Annotated in this window: 12 protein-coding genes; 7 read left to right on the top strand and 5 right to left on the bottom strand. The window is 63.7% G+C overall.

The window, feature by feature from the left end:
- Window positions 1–67 precede the first annotated feature (67 nt).
- The gene (locus ACN6KF_RS09910; RefSeq protein ID WP_434956683.1) at window positions 68–1,444 is read left to right on the top strand and encodes a glucoamylase family protein; all 1,377 of its coding nucleotides are present in this window, start codon (window positions 68–70) and stop codon (window positions 1,442–1,444) included.
- Window positions 1,445–1,590: 146 nt separating this feature from the next.
- Here the strand turns inward: ACN6KF_RS09910 and ACN6KF_RS09905 are convergent, their stop codons facing one another.
- The 5 genes from ACN6KF_RS09905 to ACN6KF_RS09885 form a co-directional block, all read right to left on the bottom strand.
- Window positions 1,591–2,520, bottom strand: coding sequence for an ABC transporter permease (locus ACN6KF_RS09905; RefSeq protein ID WP_434956682.1), 930 nt, complete (start codon window positions 2,518–2,520; stop codon window positions 1,591–1,593).
- A complete protein-coding gene (locus tag ACN6KF_RS09900) occupies window positions 2,517–4,070 on the bottom strand; it encodes a sugar ABC transporter ATP-binding protein (protein ID WP_434956681.1) in 1,554 nt (517 codons plus the stop codon). Before ACN6KF_RS09900 ends, ACN6KF_RS09905 begins: the two co-directional genes overlap by 4 nt.
- A complete protein-coding gene (locus ACN6KF_RS09895) occupies window positions 4,067–4,984 on the bottom strand; it encodes a sugar ABC transporter substrate-binding protein (RefSeq protein WP_434956680.1) in 918 nt (305 codons plus the stop codon). The genes ACN6KF_RS09900 and ACN6KF_RS09895 overlap by 4 nt, the downstream gene beginning before the upstream one ends.
- Window positions 4,985–5,045: 61 nt before the next feature.
- Window positions 5,046–6,497, bottom strand: coding sequence for a xylulokinase (locus ACN6KF_RS09890; RefSeq protein ID WP_434956679.1), 1,452 nt, complete (start codon window positions 6,495–6,497; stop codon window positions 5,046–5,048).
- A gap of 164 nt (window positions 6,498–6,661) precedes the next feature.
- The gene (locus ACN6KF_RS09885; RefSeq protein WP_434956678.1) at window positions 6,662–7,780 is read right to left on the bottom strand and encodes a lactonase family protein; all 1,119 of its coding nucleotides are present in this window, start codon (window positions 7,778–7,780) and stop codon (window positions 6,662–6,664) included.
- Window positions 7,781–8,178: 398 nt separating this feature from the next.
- Between ACN6KF_RS09885 and ACN6KF_RS09880 the strand changes: the two genes are divergently transcribed.
- The 6 genes from ACN6KF_RS09880 to ACN6KF_RS09855 all read left to right on the top strand — a co-directional run bounded on the left by ACN6KF_RS09880 (window position 8,179) and on the right by ACN6KF_RS09855 (window position 14,279).
- The gene (locus ACN6KF_RS09880; protein ID WP_434956677.1) at window positions 8,179–8,916 is read left to right on the top strand and encodes an SDR family oxidoreductase; all 738 of its coding nucleotides are present in this window, start codon (window positions 8,179–8,181) and stop codon (window positions 8,914–8,916) included.
- Between the two features lie 169 nt (window positions 8,917–9,085).
- Entirely contained in the window at window positions 9,086–10,681 is a 1,596-nt protein-coding gene (locus tag ACN6KF_RS09875; RefSeq protein WP_434956676.1) for a CYTH and CHAD domain-containing protein, read from the top strand.
- A gap of 123 nt (window positions 10,682–10,804) precedes the next feature.
- Complete coding sequence (locus ACN6KF_RS09870; protein WP_434956675.1) at window positions 10,805–11,665, top strand: D-amino-acid transaminase; 861 nt, start codon at window positions 10,805–10,807, stop codon at window positions 11,663–11,665.
- Window positions 11,666–11,894: 229 nt separating this feature from the next.
- On the top strand, window positions 11,895–12,152 hold the full coding sequence (gene hfq / locus ACN6KF_RS09865; RefSeq protein WP_068290859.1) for an RNA chaperone Hfq: 258 nt from the start codon (window positions 11,895–11,897) through the stop codon (window positions 12,150–12,152).
- A 50-nt stretch (window positions 12,153–12,202) separates the two neighbouring features.
- Window positions 12,203–13,564: a GTPase HflX gene (hflX, locus tag ACN6KF_RS09860; protein WP_434956674.1), complete on the top strand. Its 1,362-nt coding sequence runs from the start codon at window positions 12,203–12,205 to the stop codon at window positions 13,562–13,564.
- Entirely contained in the window at window positions 13,557–14,279 is a 723-nt protein-coding gene (locus ACN6KF_RS09855; RefSeq protein WP_434956673.1) for a class I SAM-dependent methyltransferase, read from the top strand. The genes hflX and ACN6KF_RS09855 overlap by 8 nt, the downstream gene beginning before the upstream one ends.
- The last annotated feature ends 12 nt before the right edge of the window (window positions 14,280–14,291 follow it).

The raw sequence follows: 14,291 nt of genomic DNA, 5'->3' as shown, positions 1-14,291 counted from the left end.
TTGAAGCGTTTATCTAAAGATCAGTCACGCAAGTCAGCAAAGCTTGCAACGGGTGAAAGACGGGACGATGGCAAAGGACAAGGCCGGCAAGAAGAAGCCCTCCAAGGGTGACAAGAAAATCGCAGTGGAGAAGGTCGGCGAGGGCATGACGAAAGCCGGCTTGGCTGGGCAACTCTACAAGGCCGCCGATCTCATTGATCTGCCCGACGAGGAATTGCTGGAAGCCGTGCAGCGCCAGACCTTCCGCTTCTTCTGGGAGGGGGCGGAGCCGGCCAGCGGCATGGCCCGCGACCGTAGCACTCGCACGGTGGATACACCCAACGACCTGGTGGCCATAGGCGGGACGGGCTTTGGCATCATGGCCATGATCGTGGCGATGGAGCGGGGCTGGATCACCCATGCCGAAGGCTTGGAGCGGTTGACGAGGATCATCGACGTCATCGAGCCGACGACGTGTTTCCATGGCGCCTATTCGCATTTCATGCATGGCGAGACCGGCAAGGTCTGGCCCTTCAGCCGCAAGGACGACGGTGGCGATCTCATCGAAACCGCGTTCCTGTTCCAGGGCCTGCTTTGCGCCCGCGAATATTTCGATGCCGATTCCCTCGCCGAGACAAAGCTGCGAAAGCGCATCACCGGTTTGTGGGGTGAGATCGAGTGGAACTGGTATACGCAGGGACGCCATGCGCTCTATTGGCATTGGAGCCCGAATAACGGCTTCGTGCTCGACCATGACATCCATGGCTGGAACGAATGCCTGATCGCCTATGTGATGGCGGTGTCGGCGCCGCGCTATCCCATCGATCCCGCCGCCTATCATCGTGGCTTCGCCGCCAGCAAGGATTTCGGGGCGCCGCGCAGCTATTACGACATCGAATTGCCGCTCGGCCCCGATCGGGGTGGGCCGCTGTTCTGGGCGCACTACTCCTTCCTGGGCCTCGACCCCCGGGGATTGAAGGACCGCTACGCCGATTATTGGCAGCAGAACGTAGCCCATACGATGATCAATCATCGCCATTGCGTGCTCAATCCGCATGGCCACAAGGGCTATGGCCCCGATTGCTGGGGGCTGACGGCGAGCGATGATCCGGATGGGTACGCTGCGCATCAACCGAGCGAGGACAACGGCGTAATCAGCCCGACGGCAGCCTTGTCGAGCTTTCCCTATGCGCCCAAGGAAGCCATGGCGGCGCTGCGCCATTTCCTCACCAAGCATGGCGACAAGCTCTGGGGGCGCTTCGGCTTCGTTGATGCCTTCAGCGAAGGGCAGGACTGGTTCGCCGAGACCTTTCTGTCGATCGACCAGGGCCCCATCATCGTGATGATCGAGAATTATCGCACCGGCCTGATCTGGAACCTGTTCATGCGCATTCCCGAGATCCAGGCAGGTTTGCGCAAGCTTGGCTTCGAGAGCCCCCATCTCACGGCAGAAGCTGCGGCCTGAGAGGGGATTCGCGAGGCTCTGTGCGGCCCCTTCCCCTTACCTTCTCCCCGTAAGAACGGGGAGAAGGGGACCTCTATGACGCGACTTATGAGGGAACGACCTCATCTCGCTCAGCCGTGGGACGAGATGACAGGCTGGACGTCGCTTTAATCTCGCAGCCGCCCGACATTTCGTACCAGCACTGCCGCCAGGATGATCAGACCGGTGAGGATGTCCTGCATGTAGTTGGGCACGCCGACGATAGTGAGGCCGTTTGCCACCACGGCGATGATCACCGCGCCCAGCAAGGTGCCGAGGGCGTTGGCGTCGCCGCCGCGAAAAGCCGTCATGCCGAGAAAGGCGGCGGCATAGGCCTGCAACATGAAGCCGTTGCCGCCGGTCGGGTGAGCGCTGCCCAGCCTCGCCACCAGCAGGAGGCCGACAAGTCCAGCGAACAGGGTGCAGATCGCAAAGCCGAGCACCGTGCTGCGCACGATCGGAACACCGGTGAGGCGGGCTGCCTCGCGATTGCCGCCAATGGCCGCCATGCGCCGGCCGGGCTCGGTGTAGTCCAGCAGGACGACGCAGATCGCCGTCATTGCGACGGCCCACAGCGTCAGCACCGGCACGCCGGCCAGCGTGCCACGCCCGAGGTCGCGGAATGCGGGCGGAATATTGCCGAACAGCGTCGCGCCGTCGCTGATCCAGAAGGTGAAACCGCCGACCACCGTGCCGATAGCCAGGGTCGCGATGAAGCTCGGCACACTCAGGCGCGATACGAGATAGCCGCTGATGCAGCCGACGATCGAACAGGACACCAGCGTGGTGAGAATGGTGGCGGGAATGCCCCAGCCTTGCGCGAACAGGCTGACGGCCAGGATTCCAGCCCAGGACACCACTGCACCGACCGAGAGGTCGAATTCCGACAGCACCATCACGCAGGTCGCACCGAGGGCCACGATGGCGAGCAGCGAGGATTGCTGGGTGATGTTGATCAGATTGGAAAGCTGGGCGAAGGAACCCGGTGAAAGAGCCGAGAAAACCCCGACTATGACGAAAAGGCCCAGAAGCGTGCCGTAGCGGGCGGTGAAGTTCAAGCTGTCCTCCGGGAGTGATCGGCCCGATGCGGTTTTGCCGTGCGAAAGGTTGCCGCAAGTACCTGCAGGCGGGATAGGCCGTCGGTGGGAGCGTCCAGCGCGATCTCACCCTTGGCCATCACCACAATGCGCCCGGCCAGGGCGAAGAGCTCCTCGATGTCGCTGGTGGCAAAGAGGATCAGCGTGCCGTCGCCCGCGAGCTGGCGGCAAAGCGCGTGGATCTCGGCCTTGGAGCGGACGTCGACACCCCGCGTCGGCTCGTCCAGCAAGAAGAGGCGCAACCCAGGCCTGAACCAGCGTCCGATCAGCACCTTTTGCTGATTGCCGCCGGACAGGGTGGCTATGCGGTCGGCGAGGCGGCCGTAGCGGACGGCGAGCCGTTGCAGCATCGTGCCGGCATTGCGCCGCAGGGAGGGCCAGGATAGGAAGGGCAGGCCCGCCAGGAGCCGCCCGTCGGAAAGGCGGGGTAGGGTGGCGTTATCGAGGATGGAATGGCCGACCACCAGGCCGCTGCCACGGCGGTCTTCCGGTGCAAATGCGACCCCTGCCCGGATGCGGGAGGGGATGCCGGAGGCCGGCAGGGACCGTCCTGCCAATGACAACCCGCCGCGCGCCTGCGGCATGGCCCCCCAGAGCGCTTTCAGAAGGCTTGAGCGGCCGCTGCCGACGATGCCGTACAGGCCGATGATTTCGCCGCCATGAGCGCTCAATTGCAGGGAGCCGTGGCGCGGCGAGGGAGAAAAACCGTCGAGCTCGAGCAGTCGTTCGGCTCGCCTCGGCGGAAGCGGAAGAGCATCGCGGAGCTGGGCGTCACCCGCCATCATCGCCACGGCGGCATCGGGGGTGGTTTCGGCGATCAGGCCCTGGCCGACCGTGACGCCATTGCGCAGCACCGTGTAGTCCTGCGCGAGTTCGAACACTTCCTCCATGCGATGCGAGACGAAGATCACGGCACATCCCGCCAGTGCGAGATTGGTGACCACCTTGCGCAGGATGCCGGCCTCGCTTTCGCTCAAGGAGGCCGTCGGCTCGTCCAGCACCAGGATGCGCGCCTCGTCCATCAACGCCCGCAGGATCTCGACCAACTGGCATTGGCCCACCGAGAGATGGCGAACCGGCACGTCCAGCGGCAGGGCGATGCCGAGCCTGTCGCTGACAGCCGTCAGGCGTAGTTGCATGGCCTGGCGATCGATCAGGCCGAAACGGTGCGGATAGCGCCGACCGACGAAGGCGTTCTCGGCCGCCGTAAAACCTGGGACTAGGTTGAGCTCCTGGTGCACGAAGCGCAGGCCCGCGGCCTCGGCTGCCCTGGGATCGCGGGGAGCGTAGAGAGCACCGTCGAGCTGCATGGCGCCGCCATCGGGCTGATACACGCCCGACAGGCATTTGAGCAGGCTCGACTTGCCGGCGCCATTCTCGCCCAGCAAGGCGTGGACCCGGCCCGGCGCGACCGTGAGGTTGACGCCATCAAGGGCGTGCACGCCGCCGAAATGCTTCTTCAGGCCGGTGATCTCAAGCCGCGGAACGGGGCGACCGGAAGGCTGGCTCATTGAGGACAAGTCACGCCCAAGCTCGCGCGGTCGACCACCTTGGCCTCGACCTGGATCTCCTGTTTGCTGACGGGCTTGCCCTCCAGCACATTAGCGATTTCCGTCACGGCGCTATGCGCGATCCCCGGAAAGTCCTGGCGCACGGTGGCGATCAGGTCGGTGCACTGCTTGATCAGGTCGACGGCTTGCGGATTGCCGTCGATGCCAGCGATCACCATCTTGGAATCGGGCGCGTCGCTCTGCTGGGCGAGGAGGGCGCCGATCGCCGGCTCGTCCCAGGCGGCCCAGACGCCGTCGATCTTGGTGCCATGCTGGCGGATGAAGGTCTCCATGGCGAGACGGGAATCGTCGATCGGGCCGGGGACCTTCACATAATGCTCGGCGATCACTTTGATGCCGGGATTGGCGGCGAGCGCCTTGTCGAGGGCGAGTTCGCGCTGATGCACGCCGGGATGGGCCGAATAAAAGAATTTGACGATGTTGCCCTTGCCGCCCAGTTGCTTGAACAGCTTGTCCGACAGGATGGTGCCGAGGGCGAAATTGTCGGTGGCGATGCTGGCGGTCACGCCAGGCGCGAGGGCGCCATCGAGAGCAAAGACAGGGATCTTCTTGGCGGCCGCGGCGGCGACCTGGTCGGCGATCTGCTTGGGATCGACACTGACCAGGACGATGGCCGTGACGCCGGCATTGGTGACGTCTTCGACGCGGCTCGCCAATTGCTGAAGGTCGCCGCGCGTATCGACGACATTGACGTTCCAGCCCTTGCCGGTAGCATCCTTCTTGAAGGTCTCGACGATCTCGTTGGTGGCGACCGAACTGATATAGGGCGTCAGCACGGCGATATCCTCGGCCTGGGCCGCACTTGAGATGAGGCCAGCCAGAGCCATGGCCAAGATTGAAACACCGGTCTTCACGTGGATCCCCCCGATACCGCTCAACCCGGATCCGAACTCCCGGGGCGGGTTCTTTGCGTTGCTATGGCATAGTCCGCGGCAGTTCGCGCGCGAAATCCGACGCAGCGCGATAGCTGTGATAGCGCCGATCCGCCACCTCCGCTCGGGCTGGATTCGGCTCGACCGTGACGCTGCCCGCCAATTGCTGCACTGGCTCGAAACCGAGCCTGGGCGCAAGCATGCGATAAATGCCGAGCGCCGGCATCTCCTGGCTTGCGGCCGGAGCGATCACGGGCCGGTTCAGCGCTTCGGCCAGGAAGCGTTGCTGTAACGGGCTACGGGCGCCGCCGCCGATCACAGTCAGCGGCTGGCGTGGCAGGCCGGCGGCTTCCAGATTGTGGCGAATGGCAAAGGCGATACCCTCGAGCACGGCGCGGCACAGCGCGCCCGGCCCGTGACCGCGATCGAGGCCGAGGAAAGCGCCGCGAACCGCGCGATCCTCGAAGGGAGAACGTTCGCCGAAGAGATAGGGCAGGAACAGGGGATGAGGGCCATCGCCATCAGCAGTGGCGTGATCCAGCAGCATTTCTACCGGCAGGGACGTGATCTCGCTCAACCAGTCGAGCGCCGCTCCGGCGCAAAGGAACGGCGTAATGACGATCGCGCGGCTGCCCTTGACGGGATCGGCCAGGGTATAGCTGTCACGAGGGGGGCGGGCATCGGCAAGGTCCATGGTGCCGGCGACCCAGCCGGTGGTGCCGACATAGGCATAGGCAGTGTTGGGCGCATCGGCGAAGGCGCCCCAGGTTGCGGCCGCGCCATCGCCCGCTCCGTTGTGGACGGGGATGCCGCGTGGCAGTCCGAGAGCGGCGGCGGCTTCATCGGCAAGCGGGCCGGCGACGGCATCCGCGGCCAGGATTTGCGGCATTTGCCCAGGCCCGACGCCGGCAACCGCCAGCAAGGCTTCGTCCCAGGCGCCACTCACGATGTTGTAGAGCCCGGTCGTGGTCGCGGTGGTGGGATCGATCACGCTGCGCCCGGTGAGCCGCTTGATCACGGCATCTTTGGCCCCGAAGAGAAAACCGGCGACGGCGTCGAGCGGCAAGCCGGGAAGGAAGCGATCGAGCCGCATCAGCTTGAGGATGGGATGGGCGGGATCGAGATGATTGCCGGTGCGCTGGCCGTAATCGCCGGGAAGTCGACCACGCAGCTCCGCCACTTCGTCTTGCTCGAGGCGGCGGTCGGAATAGAGTATCGCCGGGCCGACGGGTTCGCCCTCGGCGGAGAGGGCGATGAGGTTCTGCATCGAACCCGCCAGGCCGAGCGCGCAGACATCGGCGCGGAACGGCAATTCGCTCACCGCAGCCTGCGTTGCCGTCCACCATTGCCGTGCATCCTGCTCGACGGAACCATCGGTGCGGGTCTGCGTGGTCAGGGGGCGCGTTGCTGAGGCCACGGCCGCGCCGGCGCGGTCATACAACACCGCCTTGAGTGCGGTGGAGCCCACATCGAGAATGAGAAGCTTGTCACCCAAATCTTGCTTCCAGGGAGCTCCGAAGGCGGCGGCCGGCAGCGGCGCCCTTCGCAATGCCACTTCTTGAAGCAAAGTGCGATTTGGACAAATCGCACTTTGCTTCAACCTCTTGTTTCAACGCATTTTCTTAAGCGAAAAGGCCGCCGGCCTTTCTGGAAGAAGCCTTACGCTTCGTCGATCTGAAGGAAGGCCACGCAGGTCGGCGTACCGATCGGGATTTCCGTACCGGTCGGAGTCAGCTCGCCGCTCTCCTTGTTGATGGCAAAGACGGCGAGCTTGTCGCTGTTCTGGCTGGCGGCGACCAGGAAATTGCCCGAGGGATCGATGGCGAAATGGCGGGGAAACTGCCCGCCGCAGGGTACGCTGTGCTCCAGCACCATGCCGCCTTCACTGTCGAGGGCGATGACGCCGATGCTGTCATGGCCGCGATTGGCGACGTAGAGATAGGCACCGTCGGCCGAAATCGCGATCTCCGAGCAGAAGCTGCCCGACCCGGCCGATTCGGGCAGTGCCGAAATCGTGCTGACCGATGTGAGCTTGGCCTGGTCCGCCTCGAAAATGAAGGAGGTCACGGTGGAATCGAGTTCGTTGGCGACATAGAGCAGATTGCCGCGTGGGTGGAAGACGAAATGGCGAGGGCCTGCGCCGGCAGGAACAGAAGCGGCTCCGGCACGGGCGATCGCCCCGCTCTGGGCATCGAAGCGGTAAACGACCAGAAGGTCGAGCCCGAGGTCGGCAACCACGATGTGGCGGTTATCCGGCGTGACGCGTACGCAGTGGGGATGCGGGCGTTCCTGACGCTCCGGATCGGGTCCCGTGCCCGCATGGGTGGCATCGCTGACCGCGGCCTTCAGGCCGCCATCCTCGCGGATCGGCAATACTGCGATCGCCTTGTTGGGCAACTCGCCTTCCGGGGTCAGGCTGTAATTGGCGACGAGCAGGAAGTTGGCGTTGCGGTCATGGCTGTTGAAGGCCGCGATGCTGCCCAGGGTCGGCTGTTTGTTGATGTAGCTCAGCGTGCCGTCGGCAGGATCGACCGCATAGGCCGAGACCGTACCCTCGTTCCAACCGAACACTTCGCTGTTGACGTGCAGGACCTTGCGTTTGGCGTCGACGCCGATCCAGGTGGGATTGTCGATACCTTCGATCAAACCGACCGGTGCGATGGCACCGGTTGCCTGGTCGAAGGAGAAGGTGGAAATGCCCTTGGCGTTGTTGGTTGGATAATACGGCGTGGGTCGCGTGGGGCCGCCGACATAAAGATAGGTGCGCTGTCCGGACATAATACCGCCTTGTCAAACTCAGAAACTCGATGCGGCGCCGACCATATGGGACAGGGATGGCCCGGGCAACCGGGCCAGGGGTAAGTTCGTGCCTTTCCGGGGTGGGAACCTGGTTGGCGGGCTGCCGCTCGCACTCTGCAACGATTGCCATTTGAATATATCATACAAATGCAGCTATCAATCGGGGAGCGGGCGGGCACGCCTGAAATTGTCCTGCCCGCCGCACTACGCAGAATTTCCTGGTGAGGCTCGTGGATGGGCTTCGCCAGGAAACTCTGCAAATGTTTGATAACTTGCTGCTTCTTCCTGGTCGAGCCAAGGGCACGATCAAGAAGAAGCCACTTGCCAAGCCTTGAGCAAAGAGCCGGCTGAGCCGGAGATCGACGACGGAGAGTGAAATGTCCCAATCCTTGCAGGGCAAGACAGCCCTTGTCACCGCGGCAGCCCAAGGGATCGGCCGCGCTTCCGCGATCGCGTTGGCCCGAGCCGGCGCGCGCGTGGTCGCCACCGACATTGCCGAGGACAAGCTGGCAGATCTTGCCGGGGTTGAAGGCATCGTCGTCGAACGGCTGGACGTGCTGTCGCCGGAGACGATCGCCGCCTTCGCCGAACGTCATGGTCCCCAGGCCGACATTCTCTTCAACTGCGCCGGCGTCGTCCATGCCGGCACGATTCTCGACTGTACGGAGAAGGACTGGAATTTCGCCTTCGATCTCAACGTCACCGCGATGTTTCGCATGATCCGGGCTTTCCTGCCGCATATGCTGGAGCGCGGCGACGGCAGCATTATCAACATGTCTTCGGTGGCGTCGTCGGTGAAGGGAATCCCCAACCGTTTTGCCTATCAGGCCTCGAAGTCGGCCGTGGTCGGTATCACCAAATCGGTTGCGGCCGATTATGTGAGCAAGGGCATACGCTGCAACGCCATCGCGCCCGGCACTGTCGAAAGTCCCTCCCTGCGCGAAAGACTGGAGGCGACCGGCGATTATGAGGCGGCACGCGCCGCTTTCGTCGCGCGCCAGCCGATCGGGCGAATTGGCCAGCCCGAGGAAATTGCCGACCTCGTCGTCTATCTCGCCGGCGCTACCTATACCACGGGACAGATCCATATCATCGACGGCGGCTGGACCGGCTGAAGGCGGTCGATCGAGATTTTCCGCAGCCATAGCTCTGTGTTGAAGGTAAAATTTAGCCCCGGCGCTCGGTAGTATGTGACATTCTGATCTGCCATAGGTCCGTTCCGTCATGAAATTGTCATCGAGCGGCCTGGTCGGCCCAAGAGGTGGCGTCGCTCGGAGTAAAGACGTGGAAACAGGCAGTAGACCCGCACCGGCAATGCCAGCACCGACATTGCCGGTCCCGGCTGCCAATCGGGAAATCGAGCTCAAGCTGCTGGCCCCCGCCGGCAGCTTCGATTCTCTGGCTGCAGTTCCGGTCATTGCCCAGCATGCGCGCAATCGCGGCGTCTTTCGCAATTTCGAGAACGCCTATTACGACACACCCGATCGCCAGCTCTACCGCAACAAGATCGCCCTCAGGGTGCGCAAGAGCGGCAAGACCTTCATTCAGACCCTGAAACGCCCGACCAGCGGCACCAATCCCCTGGCTCGCCATGAATGGGAAGTGCCCGTGCCGAGCCTGGAGCCGGATCTGGCGCTGCTGCCGCCCGAGGCGCTGGAAATCGGTATGGACGGCGTCGGCAACGGCGTGCTCGAGGCGGTCTTCGTCACCAAGTTTCGCAGGCGCATCCAGGCACTCGACCTGCCGGCCGCCAATCTGGAGCTCGCCTTCGACCAGGGGGAGATACGGGTCGGAGAGCGCCGCGAGGCCATCTGCGAGCTCGAGCTCGAGCTCAAGGGCGGCGACGCCGGCGCCCTTTATGATGTTGCCCTGGCCCTGCTCGATGCCGCCCCTCTTCGCGTCGGCACGCTGGCGAAAGCCGATCGCGGCTACAGGCTCGCCTATGATCCGCCCGCCGAGGGCGTGCGGGCCAGCAAGGGCAGCATCGGTGCCGGCGACAATGTCGACGAGATCGTCGCCAAGCTGCTCGGCGACTGCCACCGCCATATGGCTGCCAATCAGGCCGTGGTGGAGGAGGGCAGGACGCCCGAGGGCGTGCACCAGATGCGAGTGGCGCTGCGACGCATGCGCACCGCGATTTCGATCCTCCAGCGCCAGATCGGCTCACCGACCCTCGCGCTGCTGGCGGTCGAGGCCAAATGGCTGGCATCCACGCTGGGCCCCGTGCGCAATTGGGATGTGCTGGTGGTGGATACGATTCCCGGCATCGAAGCCCATTGCCCTGACGAGAAGGCCTTTGCCGCGATGCGGGCTCATGTCGAGCCGCGACGGCTGCATGGCTATCAGCATTTGCGCGAGCTGTTCGCCGGCGCCCGCTATAATCGTTTCCTGCTGACGCTCGGCCGCACCGTCGAAAGGCGTGCCTGGCGCAACGACATCGCCAGCGGCTCGCTCGGCATCCTGGCGGAGACGGCCGACCTGTTCGCCCGCCAGGCGCTCGAACGGCTGCATCGCCGTGCCCTGAAAGGGGGAAAGCATTTCAGGCGGCTGGAGCCTGTGGCCCAGCACGAATTGCGGCTCGTGCTGAAGAAGCTGCGTTATGGTGCCGAATTCTTCCGCAGCGTCTATGATACCAAGGAAGAGGCGCAGCGTTATCTCGCCCGGCTCGCGGACCTCCAGGAAGGGCTTGGCCTCGCCAATGACGCGGCGACGACGGGTGGTCTGCTGACGGTGCTCACTGACGAATCGCCGGATGCCGCCCTGCATCGTGGTGCTGGCTTGATCAGTGGCTGGCAGGCCCGCGACAAGGAAGTCGCCGCCGGCTCGTTGCACAAGCTGTGGAAGCGTTTTGCCCAGGGCTCGCCTTTCTGGCTGCCATGACGGCCGATCGCAGGTTGTCACTGACCTGAATCTGCGGCACACCGTGAGGGTTGCCAAATCTTGGCCGAGTCTGGGCGGTGAGCTTTGCCGTCTGGTGCCGGCCGAAGCTTGCCCGAGGCCGTGATGAGCCGTATTGCCTATGTGAACGGGGTCTATGTGCCGCTGCGTGATGCCTGCGTGCATGTCGAGGACCGCGGTTTCCAGTTTGCCGACGGGGTTTATGAGGTCTGCGAGGTTTTCGGCGGTCGGCTCATCGACGAAACCCGTCATCTGGACCGGCTCAAGCGCTCGCTTTCGGAACTGGGCATCGCCATGCCAGCCGGGGAGGGGGCTCTCAGGGTGATCGTGCGTGAGACCGTCCGGCGCAACCGCGTCCGCGACGGCCTGGTTTATCTTCAGGTGACGCGCGGAGCGGCCCGGCGCGATTTCGTGTTTCCGGCGGCAGATACGCCGCCTACCTTGGTGGTGACCGCCCGCTCCGTCGATCGCAGCAAGGCGGAGGCCGGCGCCGCGAGCGGTATTTCGGTGATTAGCCTGCCGGATAATCGCTGGGAGCGGGTCGATATCAAATCCACGGGGCTTTTGCCCAATGCACTGGCGCGGCAACGGGCCAAGGAGCGCGGCGCCAAGGAGGCCTGGTTCGTCGACAAGGACGGCTACGTCACCGAAGGGGCGGCCAGCAATGCCTGGATCATCACCCGGGAAAATACCCTGCTGACGCGCCCGGCCGAGAGCGGCATTCTGCGCGGTGTCACCCGCACCACACTGCTGGACCTTGCCCGGCGTGACAATCTGCTGGTCGGCGAACGGCCTTTCACACTGGCTGAGGCCAAGGCGGCCAAAGAGGCCTTCGTGACGGCGGCGACGGCGCTGATCATGCCGGTGGTGCGCATCGACGATACGACCATCGGTGATGGCAAGCCGGGGGCCCTCACGGTGCGGTTACGGGCACGCTTTCACGAGGTGGCCGAGCGTTCACTTTAGTGGCGGGCATACCATTGCTGCTTGACAGATGACGGCTTGACCTCCATCTGCGATCATTCCGACAGATTGGGCGGAATGACGCGTTGGGATTGCAAACTTTTGCTTGCGCGACGCAGCATCCCCGTCGACTATGTAGGATGATTGCATGAAAGGCAGGCGCGTCAGCGTTGGCTGATTTTGCTTGTGAATGTCCGCGGACCAACCGCGGTCAAGGAGTTTCGGGGGTATTATGGCGGCGGAGCGCACCCAAAATCTACAGGACACGTTTCTCAACAATGTCCGCAAGAACAAGATCCCGCTCACGATCTTCCTGGTGAATGGTGTGAAGTTGCAAGGCGTTGTGACCTGGTTTGACAATTTTTGCGTGCTTTTGCGCCGCGACGGTCATTCCCAGTTGGTCTACAAGCACGCGATTTCGACGATCATGCCGGGCCATCCCGTCCAACTCTTCGAAGGCGGTGAGATCGAAGGCGCGGACAAGCTTTGATTCTTGCCGTACCGGCGGTGGCGGGGGCAACCCGGCCCGAAAGTTGACGTTTGACAGCAAATACTCTCAAGGATCCGGCGCACCGCATCGATGCGCATGAGCTGGAAGTTGCTTCCGGCACAAGAACCTACGTCGTCGCTCCGGTGCTTTCGCGCCGGAGCGAAAGCGATTTGGTTCGATCACCCGAAGCTAAGCTCGAGGAGGCCGTCGGCCTCGCCGCCGCCATCGATCTCAACGTGGTCGGCGCCGTCGTGGTCACGCTCGGGGAAATCCGCCCCTCGACCTATATCGGCAAGGGCAAGGTCGAGGAGATCAAGGCGGTCGTCGAGACCGAGGAGATCACCCTCGTGCTGATGGATTGCGCCTTGTCGCCTGTGCAGCAGCGCAATCTCGAGAAAGCCTGGGGCGCCAAGGTGATCGATCGCACCGGCTTGATTCTGGAAATCTTCGGCCGGCGTGCGCGCACCAAGGAAGGCACGCTGCAGGTCGAGCTCGCCCATCTCAACTATCAGAAGGGACGCCTCGTCCGGTCCTGGACCCATCTCGAACGCCAGCGCGGCGGCGGCGGCTTCCTCGGCGGTCCCGGCGAAACCCAGATCGAGTCGGACCGGCGCCTTCTGCAGGATCGCATCGTCAAGCTGGAGCGTGAACTGGAGCAGGTGAAACGCACCCGTTCCTTGCACCGCGCCAGCCGGCGCAAGGTGCCTTATCCGATCGTGGCGCTGGTCGGCTATACCAATGCCGGCAAGTCGACACTATTCAATCGCCTGACCCGAGCCGAGGTACTGGCGGAAGACATGTTGTTCGCCACGCTGGATCCGACGCTGCGCGCGCTCAAGCTGCCGCACGGCACCAAGGCAATCCTGTCGGATACGGTGGGGTTCATTTCCGAATTGCCGACCATGCTGGTCGCGGCCTTCCGTGCCACGCTGGAAGAGGTGCTGGAAGCGAATGTCATCCTGCATGTGCGCGATATCTCTCATGGTGATACCGAAGCCCAGGCTGGCGATGTGCGCTCCATCCTGGCCAGCCTCGGTATCGAGGAGGGCGCCGGGCAGTCGGTGATCGAGGTCTGGAACAAGGTCGATCTCATCGAAGAGCCGGCGCGCGAAGCGTTGTTGACGGCTTCACGGCGTGATGGCGAAAATCGACCGATCGTCGTCTCGGCCGTGACCGGGGAAGGACTGCCGGTGCTGCTTGATCGGGTCGAGGCGGTGGTTGCTGCCGGGCGCCTGACGCTTGCCATCGACATCCCGCCGGCGGACGGTGCAGGCCTTGCCTGGCTCCATGCCAATACCGACGTGTTGGCTCGCGAGACCGATGAGGATGGCGTCACCCATGTTTCCGTCCGCGTGGCTCCGGAAAGAGCCGAACAGGTCAGGCGGCGGTTCGGGATCGTGGCTGTTGAATGAGCTGAGCGCGCATTACACGGACCCGCGTCTTGCGGCTCTCTACGACGTGCAGAACCCCTGGGGGGCGGACAGCGAGTTCTACCTCGCCTTGGCGGGGAGGCAGGCCCAGGCCATCCTCGACATCGGATGCGGGACGGGGATGATGGCAGCAGCCTTTGCCAGGCAGGGGCATGACGTCACGGCCGTCGATCCTGCCGCAGCCATGCTGGACATCGCTCGCTTGCGTCCGCATGGGCATCTGGTGCGCTGGGTTCACGGATTGGTCAGCGACGTCCAGGGGCCTTTCGATCTCGCGGTGATGACTGGGCATGCTTTCCAGGTTTTGCTCGACGACGAGACGTCGCTGGCCTTCTTCCAGGCCGTGAAGCAAAGACTCGTGCCAGGAGGGCGTTTCGCTTTCGAGACGCGCAATCCGGACGCGCAGATCTGGAAACAATGGGCCGGCCAATCGATGTCGGGCCCCTCGACAGGTGCCGGCACGGCTCATGTCAATGTCGAGAAGAGGGGCGAACTGGTATCGTTCCGCTCCATCTATCGTTTTGAAGATGGAACGGAAGTCTGCAGCCACAGCACATTGCGCTTCGCGTCACAGGCCGCGATATCGGCGCTCGCCGCGAAAGCCGGGTTTTCGCGGCAGACATGGTACGGGGATTGGGATTATCAGCCAGTCAGGCCGGATAGCCGAGAGCTGATCCTGGTTGCCGGTTTCGACTAGGCCGAACCTGCC

This window comes from Labrys methylaminiphilus subsp. lupini, assembly GCF_051161885.1.
Lineage (GTDB): Bacteria > Pseudomonadota > Alphaproteobacteria > Rhizobiales > Labraceae > Labrys.
This window is presented reverse-complemented; position numbering and strand designations above follow the sequence as displayed.